The organism is Rhodobacteraceae bacterium M382 (assembly GCA_025141015.1).
Taxonomy (GTDB): Bacteria; Pseudomonadota; Alphaproteobacteria; order Rhodobacterales; family Rhodobacteraceae; genus Aliisedimentitalea; species Aliisedimentitalea scapharcae.
The window spans coordinates 1,318,016-1,331,084 of the sequence record CP081098.1; the positions used below are offsets into that span (position 1 = coordinate 1,318,016).

The following is a 13,069-nucleotide window of genomic DNA, read 5'->3' on the forward strand; positions in this document are numbered from 1 at the left end:
ATGGCTCTGCAACCAACTCATGAACTGCACAAACGCCGGTTCAGCCGCAATGTTGGCGTCGGTCTCACGCTCGTCGCCTTTATCGTGATTGTGTTCGGCCTGACCGTGGCCAAGGTCACATCGCCTGGTTTTTCCGTGTCTCAGGCCGCGTCGGAGCAAAAGTAATGGCGTTGCAGGGTCCCCAGAAAACCGTAGTGCAATTGGTGGCTGTTGTTGTCACCATGGGCGCTTTGGCGTGGGCGTCCGTTCCGTTTTACGACTGGTTCTGCCGGGTCACCGGATTTGGCGGCGTCACTGGCGTTGCAACCAAAGGATCAGACGAGATCCTGACCAAGACGATCAAAGTGCGCTTTGACGCCTCCAAGGAACGTGATTTCCCATGGGAATTCAAACCGGTCCAACGCGAGATGACCATCCGCATTGGTGAAACCGGGCTGGCCTTTTACGAGGCCTACAACCCCACCGACCGTCCCATTGCCGGGGCTGCGTCCTATAATGTGACGCCTTATTCGGCCGGGGGGTTCTTTGAGAAGATACAGTGTTTCTGCTTTAACGAGCAGATCCTGCAACCGGGGGAGCGGGTGGAAATGCCTGTAACCTTCTTTGTCGACCCGGAAATCGTTGATGACCGGGACGGAAAATACGTGCATACGATCACGCTTTCGTACACGTTCTATGAAATTGATCTGCCCGAGGGCTATGCCGCTCTTGATGGACAGACAGAAAACAAAATGAACTAAGGCCGCTAGGTGAGGGACACTTGAATGGCGCACGCTAAAAATCACGATTTTCACATTCTGCCCCCGTCGATTCTGCCCTTTATGGGCGCGTTGGGTGGCTTCATCATGCTGTTTGGCGCAGTCATGTGGATGCACGATATCACCCCCTACATGTTCTGGATCGGCCTCGCGATGGTCCTGTATGTCATGTATGACTGGTGGTCCAAAGTTGTCGCTGAAAGCAAGATCGGCGATCACACCAAAGTGGTCCGTATCGGCCTGCGCTATGGCTTCATCCTGTTTGTGATGTCCGAAGTCATGTTCTTTGTCGCCTGGTTCTGGTCGTTCTTCAAACACGCCATGTACCCGATGGAGACCTATGCCGGCACCGAATATGTCGCGCCTTATATCCTGCCGGTGGATCCATTCCACCTGCCGCTGATCAATACGCTGATCCTGCTGTTGTCGGGCTGTGCCGTAACCTGGGCACACCACGCGCTGGTACATGGCAATGACCGCAAGGCATTGGTTCAGGGTCTGACCATCGGCATTCTGCTGGGCATCGCATTCACCGGGCTGCAGGCGTATGAATACGCACACCTGCTGCACGAAGGGTGGCAGTTCGGCGGGGACGAATTCTATTCGAACTTCTTTATGGCCACGGGTTTCCACGGCTTCCACGTTCTGATCGGGACTATCTTTCTGATCGTCTGCCTGATCCGTGCAATGAAGGGTGATTTCACCCCTGAACAGCACGTCGGTTTCGAGGCTGCTGCCTGGTACTGGCACTTTGTGGACGTTGTTTGGCTGTTCCTGTTCTTTGCTGTGTACCTGTGGGGCACTGCAGGTCTGTAATCGTGCGAATGTAACCGATACAGGATTGTAGTTGAAAAACACGATCCCGGTTGTCACAAGCAAGGCGCGCGGAAACCCCGCGCGCCTTCTGCGTTATCAAGAGCCCGCACATGCGTCGTTTTCTATTCGTCATCTTTGGCCTGGTTGGTCTGGGTATCCTGCTGTCTCTGGGGACATGGCAGGTGCGCCGTCTGGCCTGGAAAGAGGCTGTGCTGTCCGAAATTGAAACCCGAATTGCTGCCGCGCCAGTTGCGTTGCCCATGACCCTGAACCCCGAAGCAGACCGGTATCTGCCTGTGCAGATCACGGGTGAATTGCTGGAGGGGGAAATTCACGTTCTGGTGTCTCTGAAACGGGTTGGTGCCGGGTATCGTGTCATTGCACCGATGGCGACTGGGGACCGGGTTATTCTCGTGGATCGCGGGTTTATCGATCTCGAAGACAAGGACACCCCGCGCACCCTGGGCGAGGTGGCGGTGACCGGCAATCTGCATTGGCCCCAGGAAATCGACAGCTATACGCCGGATCCGGATTTTGACGCCAACATCTGGTTTGCCCGCGATGTGGACATGTTGTCGGCGGCATTGGGCACCGAACCTGTTCTGGTTATTGCGCGATCCAAAACAGACCCTGCGATCATGCCACTGCCTGTCAGCACGACAGGCATCCCGAATGACCACCTGCAATATGTCATCACCTGGTACGGGTTGGCCCTGGTTTGGGCGTCCATGATGACCTTTTTCTTCTGGCGCACCCGCGCCGCAAAAACGAGCTGAGAGTTGAACCGATGAAATACATCTCGACCCGGGGCCAAGCGCCCGAGCTGACATTCGAAGAGGCCATGCTGACCGGGCTGGCCCGCGACGGGGGGCTGTATGTCCCGGCAGAGATCCCGCAGATGTCCAAGGGTGACATCGCGGCGCTGGCCGGGCTCAGCTATGAGGACACCGCGTTCCGGGTGATGTGGCCGTTTGTCTCTGACAGCTTTACCGAAGAAGAATTCCGTGGCTGTATCACCCGCGCCTATGCCGATTTTGGCCATGCGGCCCGCGCGCCCATGGTGCAACTGGCCCCGAACCACTTTCTGCTCGAACTGTTCCACGGCCCGACGCTGGCGTTCAAGGATTTCGCCATGCAGTTGATCGGTCAGCTGTTTCAGGTGGCGCTGAAACGGCGCGGTGAAACCGTGACCATCGTCGGCGCAACGTCGGGCGACACTGGATCGGCCGCGATCGAGGCGTTCCGGGGGCTGGACGCGGTCAACGTGTTTATCCTGTACCCGCATGGCCGCGTGTCCGAAGTGCAGCGTCGCCAGATGACCACGCCGGGTGACAGCAATGTGCATGCACTGGCAGTGGATGGAGATTTTGACGATTGCCAGGCCCGCGTCAAAGACATGTTCAACGACTTTGAGTTCCGCGATGGCGTCAAATTGGCTGGGGTGAATTCGATCAACTTTGCCCGGGTGCTGGCGCAGGTGGTCTATTACTTCTATTCTGCTGTGGCTTTGGGTGCGCCGGAACGCGAGGTGTCCTTTACCGTGCCCACCGGCAATTTCGGCGACATCTTTGCAGGCTTCATTGCCAAACAAATGGGGCTGCCGATTGATCGTCTGGTGGTTGCCACCAACCAGAACGACATTCTGCACCGCTGCCTGTCCGGGCAGGGCTATTTCAAGGGCGACACCATTCCGTCGATCAGCCCATCGATGGATATTCAGGTCAGCTCGAACTTTGAACGTGCGTTGTTCTATGCCTATGGCCGCGATGGTGCCGCCGTTGCGCAGCTGATGGATGAGCTGGGGCAGGGCGGGTTCAATGTCTCGCAAGGGGCGATGCAGGCGCTGTCCGAGGCCTATGATTCGGGGCGGTGTTCCGAGGACGAGACACTGGCCACCATCAAGGCCCAGACCGCCGCATCGGGTGAATTGCTGTGCCCGCATTCGGCTGTGGGTGTCAAAGTCGCAGATGAGGTCCGCGGGAGCACGCCAATGGTGACTTTGGCCACGGCGCATCCGGCAAAATTCCCCGCTGCGGTGGAAAAAGCGTCCGGCGTGTATCCGGCTCTTCCCACGCGCATGGCAGATCTGTATGACAGGCCGGAACGGGTGACCCGGATCGGCAGCGATCTGGCCACTCTCGAGGATCATATCAGAAAGACAATCGCGAATTGACAGTTCAGCACCACCAGCTTGCCAACGGGTTCCGCATCGTCACTGAACATATGCCGGGGCTGCAATCCGCAGCCATCGGTATCTGGGTGACAGCGGGCGGTCGGCACGAGCGGCTGGAACAAAACGGCATCGCCCATTTCCTGGAACATATGGCGTTCAAGGGCACGACCACCCGGTCGGCCCTGCAGATCGCCGAAGAGATCGAGGATGTGGGCGGCTATATCAACGCCTATACTTCGCGCGAGGTAACGGCCTATTACGCGCGGGTGTTGCAGGCGGATGTGCCGCTGGCGCTGGACGTGATTTCCGACATCCTGATGAATCCCATCTTTGACCCGCGCGAGATCGAGGTCGAACGCGGTGTGATCCTGCAGGAAATCGGTCAGGCCTATGACACGCCGGACGATGTGATCTTTGATTGGTTGCAGGAAGAAAGCTATCGCGATCAGGCGTTGGGGCGGACCATTCTGGGCCCCTCTGAACGGGTGCGTGCGTTCAATCAGGCGGATCTGTCGGCGTTTATCAAAGAGCATTATGGCCCGGGTCAGATGATCCTGTCGGCTGCGGGTGCAGTGGATCACGACCAACTGGTCAAATTGGCCGAAGGTCTGTTTGGCGGTATGACACCCCGGCCCAGCCTGGTGGCCGATCCTGCCCGCTTTACCGGTGGGGGCGAGGCGCGTCACGAAAAGGATCTGGAACAGGCCCATTTCGCTTTGGCGTTCGAAAGCCCCGGGTATCGCGACGACGAAATCTATACGGCGCAGATTTATTCCAGTGCCCTGGGTGGCGGCATGTCGAGCCGCCTGTTCCAGGAGGTGCGCGAACATCGCGGCCTGTGTTACACGATCTTTGCCCAGGCCGGTGCCTATGCGGATACCGGGACCACCACGATTTATGCCGGTACGTCGGCGGATCAGGTTGCTGAGCTGGCGGGGATCACGATTGACGAGATGAAACGCGCCGCAGACGATATGTCGGACGAAGAAGTCGCCCGCGCCCGCGCCCAAATGAAGGCCGGGATGCTGATGGGGCTGGAAAGCCCGTCAAACCGCGCCGAACGTCTGGCGCGACTGGTGCAGATTTGGGGTCGCGTGCCCGATCTGACCGAAACAATCGCCCGGATTGACGCGGTGACCACACAGGACGTGCGTCAATTTGCGGAACGGATCGCGACACAGGCCCCAGCGGCTTTGGCGCTGTATGGTCCGGTGTCACAGGCACCGACATTGGCGCAACTGCAGGAGAGGCGTGCGGCCTGATGCTTCTTGGCAAGCGCAAGATCCGGGTCGAAACCGAGAGGCTGACTTTGCGGCCTCCGGTTCATTCGGATTTTCGCGACTGGGCCAATCTGCGGCTGGACAGCCAGGCGTTCTTGACGCCTTGGGAGCCCAGCTGGGCCGCCGATCATCTCACGCGCAAATCTTTTACCAATCGGGTCTATTGGGCGCAGAGGTCGATTTCAAATGGGTCGGCCGTGCCGCTGTTCCTGTTTCGGCGCAGCGATGAACAACTGATCGGGGCCATAACGCTGGACAATATTCGACGCGGCCCGGCCCAGGCCGGGACGCTGGGCTATTGGATCGGGCAACGCCATGCGCGCCAAGGATATATGCGCGAAGCAATCGAAGCGGTCCTGCATCACGCCTTTACCAAACTGGACCTGAGCCGCGCCGAAGCGGCCTGTCTGCCGGAAAATCAGGCCTCGCGCGGGGTGCTGGAAAAATCAGGGTTCAAATACGAAGGCGTGGCGCAATCCTATTTGCAGATCAACGGCCGCTGGCGCACCCATGTGCTGTATGCGGCCCTGCGCAGCGATCGGCGCGGGCGTACGGGCGCTGGTTAAGCGTTATTTGGCACGCGCGCGGCCTGTCTCTGCCCGATGATCTGCCTGACACCAAAACAGCGACCAACGGCAAACTCGGGGATACGTGCGGTCACTGCACGAGAATGGCTGTCAGCCCTTTAGAGGGCTTGTGATAGGCGTTGGGCTCGGGCATGAAAACGGTATGATATTGAACCCGGCAGATGAAGGCTTTGCCGCGCGGCTGCGCGGACAACTGCCTGAAGACATTCTTTCGCCCCCTACGGCGGGCTATCTCGAAGAGCCACGCGGCGTCTATTTTGGGCAGGGTGGATTGTTGGCGCGTCCTCGTACGACGCAACAGGTGGCCTCTCTGATACGCGCAGCACATGCGGCCAGGGTCGCAGTGGTCCCCTTTGGTGGCGGCACGGGTTTGGTTGGCGGTCAGGTGATGCCGAACGCGGCCCCTTTGATCGTCTCGTTGGAGCGGATGAACAAGATACGAAGCGTACATCCGTCGGAGAATGTGCTGATCGCCGAAGCAGGCGCGGTTCTGGCCGAGGTGCAGCAGGCCGCGCTGGATCAGGATCGGCTGTTTCCCCTGTCACTGGCCGCCGAAGGGTCCTGTCGTATCGGCGGCAATCTGGCCACCAACGCAGGGGGTGTGAATGTGTTGCGGTATGGCAATGCACGTGACTTGTGTCTGGGGCTCGAAGCCGTGCTGCCCGATGGGCGGATCTGGAACGGGTTGACGCGGCTACGCAAGGACAACACCGGCTATGATTTGCGCAACCTTCTGGTTGGGTCCGAGGGCACATTGGGGATCATCACCGCAACCGCGTTAAAGCTGTATCCGGTGCCGGCAGAACGTGGCACAGCGATTTTGACCGTGACCTCACCAGCTGCAGCTTTGCAGCTGCTATCCATGGCGCGGGGGCGGGTAGGCGAGGCGGTCAGCGCCTTTGAGCTGATCCATGCGCAAGGCCTGGCCTTTCTGCAAGAGACCGTTCCAGAGGTACGACACCCGTTTGACACGGCACCAGAATGGTCGGTGTTGATCGAGTTGGGGCTGACAGAGGGACAGCATGCCGCAACGGCACTGGAGGAGCTGTTTAGCCAGGCCTTTGAGGCGGGGGTTGTGCAGGACGGTGTGATTGCCCAATCCGAAGCGCAGCGCCGCGACCTGTGGAATATCCGTGAACATATTCCTGTTGCAAACAAACGGGTCGGATCTGTGTCGAGCCATGACATTTCGATCCCGATCAGCGCGATTCCGGACTTTATTGACCGCGGGCGGACGCGGATTGCCGAATTGGGGACCTTCCGGATCAACTGTTTTGGCCACCTAGGCGACGGCAATCTGCATTACAACGTGTTTCCGCCAAAGGGACACAACCGGGCAGAATATGCAGAGCAAAAGCCTGTGGTGCAGCAGGCGATCCACGACCTGGTGCATGAGTTCGACGGATCAATCAGCGCCGAACACGGCATCGGGCGGCTCAAGGCCGAAGATCTGGTGCGCTATGGTGATCCGGTGCGGCTGGCGGCGATGCAGTCGATCAAGACGGTACTGGACCCGCATGGAATCATGAATCCCGGCGCAGTGTTGAAACCTGCCGGGACCTGAACCATTCTGTCGCGGCGAAAGAGGTTATTCGCCCTCGAATTCGCACAGGACATGTACGTCCATTCCCATGTCTTCGAGTACCTTGCGCCCGCCCAGATCCGGCAGATCGACAATAAAGGCACAAGATATGATTTCGCCGCCCAGGCGTTCGATCAGCTTGATTCCCGCCGACGCTGTGCCGCCCGTGGCCAGCAGATCATCGACCACCAGGATCTTTTCGCCGGGTTGAATCGCGTCATCATGGATTTCGACAATCGCTTCGCCGTATTCCAGCTTGTACTCTTGGCTGATGGTGGTGCCCGGCAGCTTGCCCTTTTTGCGGATCGGTACAAACCCAACGCTCAGCTGATGCGCAATGGCACCGCCCAGGATAAATCCGCGGGCTTCCAGTCCCACCACCTTGTCGATGCGTTCGCCCGCATAGGGGTGCAGCATCTGGTCGATGGCCATGCGAAAACCGCGCGGGTCCGAGAACAGGGTGGTCACATCGCGAAACAGAATTCCTTCGTGTGGAAAATCGACAATGGTCCGGATGTAATCCTGAACGGTTTTTCTTTTGGGCATTTGCAAGACTCCCGATCTGACCAGAGCCCGCGATGACCCGGTTATGGTGAAACATTCCGAACGGCCGCGCGCCCAGAGCAACCCGGGCGGTTTCGCCGATGTCGGCCAATGTTGCAAGGGCCAAGTGGGTGACGGTCGCGTGTCGTGAGGCATCGGGTCGCAGCGGTCGGCAGGAATATCAGGCCGGTCGACACATGCAGGACATTGTATGTACACTTGCGCCTGTAGGACAGGGGCCGAGGCCGGATAGAATGGGCAAGACGGACGGAAAACCAGGGCGCAAGAAAGACAGCCAGTTGGTTCTGAGGCTGGACAAGGCCGAACGTGACGCCTTTGTCGATCTGTGCAAGGCGCGCGACACCAGCGCGGCACGGGAAATCCGGCGCTTTATGCGCCAGTTTGTAAAACAGCACAGCAAGGGCAACTGAGCCGTCACCCGGCCAGTTTGCGCATCAGGGTTTCCAGCGGCCCGCGCGATGCCAAAAGGGTCCAGATCCGGGCATATACCGCACATAAGGCACAAAACAGCAGGCTATAGACAAATATGGTTTTGGTCCCCAAAGAGCCGTCCAACAGTCCCAGTGCCTCGAGAATGCCCATCCCGACAAGGATATGCAGCACATACAGCGTCAGCGCCTGGCGACCGGGGGGTGTCATCCAACCTGCAATGCCCAGCCGGTCCAATAGCGGTGCGGCCCATAGGGTCAGGCCAATCATAGCAGCGGCACTGCCAGAGGCAGACAGGATGTAGAACGGGCCTGGTGGGATGGCGGTCGCATTTAGCACGTCTATCAATTCGGGATCGGTGGTGATCCAGCCGGGGATCAGGCCCAGAACCGCAACCAGCGTCCCGCCTGCGATCAGCCGCATCTGCGTCGCTCTGGTGCCAAGCTGCAACCGTCCGATCCCAAGACCGACCAGCAGGAAACAGATCCAGGGAAAAACCGGATGCCAGCCATTGAAGAAGGTATGGCGCAGGAAACCGGTCACGGTCCAGAAGTCGGAATAGCTGTAGGTGTCCCAGTTCCACCCGGCCTCGTAATCCAGGATGACCAGCGCCAGAACGCTGACAAACAAAATGGCGGTGATGCTGATCCAAAGGTTGCGGTTGTTCATTGGGACAAAGGGTAGGGCAACGACAAAGTAAACCGCATAGAAATGCAAAATGTCGGCGTCAAAGATGGTGAGATTGGCCAGCCCAATGACAAACAGAAAAGCCGCGCGGCGTAAAACGGTTGCGGTGTCGGAGCGGGCCAGTGTCAGGCCAATCCCTGCGAGAATGACAAACAGCGCCGCGGCGCGCCCTTCGAGCATTGTGGTCAGGGTCGAGAACAGATCGTCCTGCGGGGTCACGTTGGCCGCGATGCGAAAATTGACCAGCACCATGCCGCAAAAAGCCAGAAACCGGGCAATGTCGAGGCCGGATAGACGCATGCAGGTGTCCCTCTGTTGTGTCGAATATGATCTGGTAGTTGGATGCTGGATCGTAAAGGCTGCGCCCGAACCAGGATGGAATCACACCAATTATTGCTGCACAAATGCACCACTTGCAGGGTCTCGACGCGGTAAATGAGTGGGGAAACCGGCTTGCAAAGTTAAAAAACCGTAAATGCCCGCTCTTGGGAGACGGGTGGTTCGGTGGCAGGTTTGATTTGTGGTATTTGGGGATCACCTATTTGAGGAGATCCTATTATGAAAATTGTAACTTTGGTCTTTTGTACCCTGTTCACTCTGGCTCCCGTGGTATCGGTGGCCGGCCCATGCCCCGTTGGTTACTATAATTGCGGCGGCAATCTTTGTTGTCCAAATTGAGGGTGGGGTTATGGAACGGAAATCTTTGATCCTAGCCGTCACCATCGTGTGTCTGACTGGCTTTCTCGTCGCCAAACAACTGGTGTTTTCCACAGATCGTCAGGATTTGTTTTTTCACAAAAAATTCGTGGATGCAGATGATCTTTGGGAACCGGCTCCTGGCAAACTTTATGCTATCCACCAACGAAACGGCCGGTTTGATTCCGCCGAAGTCTGTCAGGCAGAAAATGCGCGCAACGATGCGATCGCCGAAACCGGCTATGTCGGCAAAAACCTGATCGGCTTGAACTATAACTCAGCTGTCGCCAATCTACCCGAAACCGTGTTGAAAATGGCCCCGGGTTTGCTCATGGCCCAACACGCAGAGCGTTTCTGGCCCCTGTACGCTCAACACAATTCCCCGACTTCGTTGAAATTCAACCCGGACTGTCAAAAGACAGTGACCAAGAAATTCTGGGATCAGGCATATTACGTGTTTCAGGTTGAAACGGTCTATTTCACGACGCCAGAGAAAACAGACCCCTTTATGGTAAAGTTCAAGTCGTCGCCGATGCTGGTGTCAGAGTGTGACCAGGCCTGCCGGGACAAAATGCCCATCCTGGACGAACTGTTGACCCCTCGTTTCTTCACACGGCTGAAACGAAACGTCATTGACGTGGACAAAACCGTTCTCAAGGACGCGACATAGTCAGAGCCGGTCGGGCCCAAAGGCATGTGGGACAGGTGGGCCGAGACGGAGAGGATGAGCCGTGGGCATCGTGACCCTGGCTCATCCGGGTGTATTTGAATTTACAGAACCCGGCCCGCCACTGCGTCCAGTTTCGCCAGAACAGCCGGATCACGTTTCTCCGGTGCGGTCAGAATCGCATAGTCCAGCGCGCGGTCACAGCCATGTGGGCAGTCAGCGCGTTCGGCTCCCAAAAGGGCGGGCAAACGGCGAACCATTTCGGCACCGTTGCTGGAATTGCCCTGGAGCGTGGCAATGATGGCGGTGATATCGACCGAGCCGTGTTCAGGGTGCCAACTGTCGAAATCGGTGACCATTGCGATCGAAGCATAACACAGCTCGGCTTCGCGGGCGAGCTTGGCTTCGGGCATGTTGGTCATGCCGATCACATCGCACCCCCAGACTTCGCGGTACAGTTTGGATTCGGCCATGGACGAAAACTGGGGCCCCTCCATCGCCAGATAGGTGCCACCGCGGTGCACAGTGATGCCCGCATCCCGCGCTGCGGTTTCGCAGGCATCGCCGAGACGCGGGCAGGTCGGGTGGGCGACGCTGACATGGGCGACACAGCCGGTTCCGAAGAAGCTCTTTTCGCGGGCAAAGGTCCGGTCGATGAACTGGTCCACCACGACAAAATGTCCAGGAGCCATTTCTTCGCGAAACGACCCACAGGCCGAAACGGAAATCACGTCAGTTGCCCCGATCCGTTTCAGCGCGTCGATATTGGCGCGATAAGGGACTTCGGTTGGAGAATGAACGTGGCCGCGCCCGTGGCGGGGCAGAAAGGCCATTTTGATACCGTCCAGCGTGCCGGTGAGGATCTGGTCGGATGGGGCCCCCCAGGGCGTTTCGACCGTGGTCCATTCGGCATCCTGCAGGCCGTCGATCTCGTACAGTCCGGAACCGCCGATCACGGCAATCATGGTTTCAGTCACGCGCAACTCTCCTTGCACTGAGGGATGTGATGTTCAGGGTTTTGCCGGGCAGGGGCGCGTTTGGCAAGGGTTTCACAGGTGTGGCTTTGTGCATCTGTTCTTTCGGGGACTTCGCGGGCACGCGGCCCCTGTGCCCTCTTGTACCCTTGGTCGTTTTTCGATAGGGGCGGGCATGCGAACAGCCCCCCAGACACAGGTATCGACATTATGAGACGCGCCGCACTGGCCCTTCTGGCCAAACGTATTTCCCCGCCCAATCTGTCCATCATGCAGGACGAGGGCTGGTCCGTGTCGCGGGTCCGGACCGAATTGTTGTCCGGGTTGACCGTTGCGCTGGCATTGGTCCCGGAAGCGGTTGCGTTTGCCTTTGTAGCCGGGGTTCACCCTCTGGTTGGGCTTTATGCAGCGTTCATGGTCGGTCTGATCACAGCCTTGTTCGGGGGACGACCGGGGATGATTTCCGGGGCGACCGGGGCGCTGGCGGTGGTCATGGTGGCGCTGGTTGCGGAACATGGGGTGGAATACCTGTTTGCGACTGTGGTGTTGATGGGGATCCTGCAGGTTATCGCGGGGGCGATGCATTGGGGAAAATTCATTCGCCTGGTGCCGCATCCGGTGATGTTGGGGTTTGTCAATGGGTTGGCCATCGTGATTTTCCTGGCTCAGCTGACCCAGTTCAAGGACCCGGCGTCGGGTGGCACCGAATGGTTAACCGGGGCATCGCTGTACATGATGCTGGCGCTTGTGGCGCTGACCATGGTGATTATTTGGGGCGTACCCAAAGTCACCAATGTGATCCCCGCACCGTTGGCCGGGATTGGGGTTGTTGCCATTCTGGTCATCGCACTGGGGCTGGATGTACCGCGGGTTGGCGATATGGCTTCGATCGAAGGCGGGTTGCCCACATGGCATGTGCCGATGGTTCCCTTTGATCTTGAAACGCTCAAGATCATTCTGCCCTATTCCGTCATCCTCGCAGCGATCGGGTTGATCGAAAGCCTGCTGACGCTGAACCTGGTTGGCGAAATCACCGGCAAGCGCGGCGGTGCCAGCCAAGAATGCATCGCCCAGGGCGCAGCCAATATTGCAACCGGCTTTTTCGGTGGCATGGGGGGCTGTGCTATGATCGGACAGTCGATGATCAACGTAAAATCGGGTGGTCGGACGCGAATTGCCGGAATAGCGGCCGCGGGTTTCCTGCTGTTGTTCATTGTGGCGGCTAGCCCGCTGATCGAACAGATCCCGTTGGCGGCGCTGGTCGGGGTGATGTTCATGGTGGTGATTGGCACTTTTGCCTGGAACTCGCTCAAGATCCTGACCCGCGTTCCTGCCATTGATGCCTTTGTCATCCTGCTGGTGACAGCTGTGACAGTGGCCGAAGACCTGGCAATCGCGGTTGTCGTCGGCGTGATTGTTTCAGCATTGGCCTATGCGTGGAGCAATGCGCGTCGCATTCACGCGATCACGCGGGAATCAAACAGCGAAGAAGGAGCCAAGGTTTATGAAATTCAGGGCCCGCTGTTCTTTGGATCTGCCGAAGGCTTTGCCGAACTGTTCGAAATCGACAGCGACCCCGACAGGGTGATCGTCGACTTTGCCGAAAGCCGTGTGGCGGATCAATCGGCCCTACAGGCGATTGAGGCGGTCGCTGGCAAATATGAGGCGGCAGGCAAGACGATCAAGCTGCGCCACCTGAGCCGGGATTGCCACGAATTGCTGACCAAGGCTGGCCACTTGATGATCGACAGCGACGATGACCCGGAATACCAGGTGGCCGTGGACTATTCCGTGCGCACTGGAATCCTGGGCGGCCACTAAGTTTCAATCCACGTTGTTTTCAAAAGAGGCACGCC

At 58.2% G+C, this 13,069-nt stretch carries 14 protein-coding genes; 11 read left to right on the forward strand and 3 right to left on the reverse strand.

Going from position 1 to position 13,069, the window contains the following annotated elements; translation table 11 throughout:
- The 8 genes from K3727_06000 to K3727_06035 all read left to right on the forward strand — a co-directional run bounded on the left by K3727_06000 (position 1) and on the right by K3727_06035 (position 7,178).
- Complete coding sequence (locus K3727_06000) at positions 1–165, forward strand: hypothetical protein (GenBank protein ID UWQ92348.1); 165 nt, start codon at positions 1–3, stop codon at positions 163–165.
- Entirely contained in the window at positions 165–740 is a 576-nt protein-coding gene (locus tag K3727_06005; protein ID UWQ92349.1) for a cytochrome c oxidase assembly protein, read from the forward strand. Before K3727_06000 ends, K3727_06005 begins: the two co-directional genes overlap by 1 nt.
- 24 nt (positions 741–764) lie before the next feature.
- Positions 765–1,574 carry a cytochrome c oxidase subunit 3 gene (locus K3727_06010; GenBank protein ID UWQ92350.1) on the forward strand — a complete coding sequence of 270 codons (810 nt, stop codon included), beginning with the start codon at positions 765–767 and terminating at the stop codon, positions 1,572–1,574.
- 110 nt (positions 1,575–1,684) lie between these two features.
- Positions 1,685–2,350: an SURF1 family protein gene (locus tag K3727_06015; protein UWQ92351.1), complete on the forward strand. Its 666-nt coding sequence runs from the start codon at positions 1,685–1,687 to the stop codon at positions 2,348–2,350.
- An 11-nt stretch (positions 2,351–2,361) separates the two neighbouring features.
- Complete coding sequence (thrC, locus tag K3727_06020) at positions 2,362–3,747, forward strand: threonine synthase (GenBank protein UWQ92352.1); 1,386 nt, start codon at positions 2,362–2,364, stop codon at positions 3,745–3,747.
- Positions 3,744–5,009, forward strand: coding sequence for an insulinase family protein (locus K3727_06025; GenBank protein UWQ92353.1), 1,266 nt, complete (start codon positions 3,744–3,746; stop codon positions 5,007–5,009). Before thrC ends, K3727_06025 begins: the two co-directional genes overlap by 4 nt.
- Positions 5,009–5,593, forward strand: a complete 585-nt coding sequence (locus K3727_06030) for a GNAT family N-acetyltransferase (protein UWQ92354.1) — start codon at positions 5,009–5,011, stop codon at positions 5,591–5,593. Before K3727_06025 ends, K3727_06030 begins: the two co-directional genes overlap by 1 nt.
- 163 nt (positions 5,594–5,756) lie before the next feature.
- Positions 5,757–7,178, forward strand: a complete 1,422-nt coding sequence (locus K3727_06035) for an FAD-binding oxidoreductase (GenBank protein ID UWQ92355.1) — start codon at positions 5,757–5,759, stop codon at positions 7,176–7,178.
- 24 nt (positions 7,179–7,202) lie between these two features.
- Here K3727_06035 and K3727_06040 read toward each other — a convergent pair whose 3' ends face one another.
- Positions 7,203–7,742, reverse strand: coding sequence for an adenine phosphoribosyltransferase (locus K3727_06040; GenBank protein ID UWQ92356.1), 540 nt, complete (start codon positions 7,740–7,742; stop codon positions 7,203–7,205).
- 251 nt (positions 7,743–7,993) lie between these two features.
- On the opposite strand from K3727_06040, the gene K3727_06045 reads away from it, so the two are divergent.
- Positions 7,994–8,170, forward strand: a complete 177-nt coding sequence (locus K3727_06045; GenBank protein UWQ92357.1) for a hypothetical protein — start codon at positions 7,994–7,996, stop codon at positions 8,168–8,170.
- A gap of 4 nt (positions 8,171–8,174) precedes the next feature.
- Here K3727_06045 and K3727_06050 read toward each other — a convergent pair whose 3' ends face one another.
- Positions 8,175–9,176 carry a heparan-alpha-glucosaminide N-acetyltransferase domain-containing protein gene (locus K3727_06050; GenBank protein ID UWQ92358.1) on the reverse strand — a complete coding sequence of 334 codons (1,002 nt, stop codon included), beginning with the start codon at positions 9,174–9,176 and terminating at the stop codon, positions 8,175–8,177.
- A 388-nt stretch (positions 9,177–9,564) separates the two neighbouring features.
- Between K3727_06050 and K3727_06055 the strand changes: the two genes are divergently transcribed.
- The gene (locus K3727_06055) at positions 9,565–10,242 is read left to right on the forward strand and encodes a hypothetical protein (protein UWQ92359.1); all 678 of its coding nucleotides are present in this window, start codon (positions 9,565–9,567) and stop codon (positions 10,240–10,242) included.
- 101 nt (positions 10,243–10,343) lie between these two features.
- Here K3727_06055 and K3727_06060 read toward each other — a convergent pair whose 3' ends face one another.
- Complete coding sequence (locus tag K3727_06060; protein UWQ93283.1) at positions 10,344–11,204, reverse strand: S-methyl-5'-thioadenosine phosphorylase; 861 nt, start codon at positions 11,202–11,204, stop codon at positions 10,344–10,346.
- A 219-nt stretch (positions 11,205–11,423) separates the two neighbouring features.
- Between K3727_06060 and K3727_06065 the strand changes: the two genes are divergently transcribed.
- Positions 11,424–13,034 (forward strand): SulP family inorganic anion transporter, encoded by a 1,611-nt coding sequence (locus tag K3727_06065; protein UWQ92360.1) that lies wholly within the window; start codon positions 11,424–11,426, stop codon positions 13,032–13,034.
- Positions 13,035–13,069 lie beyond the last annotated feature (35 nt).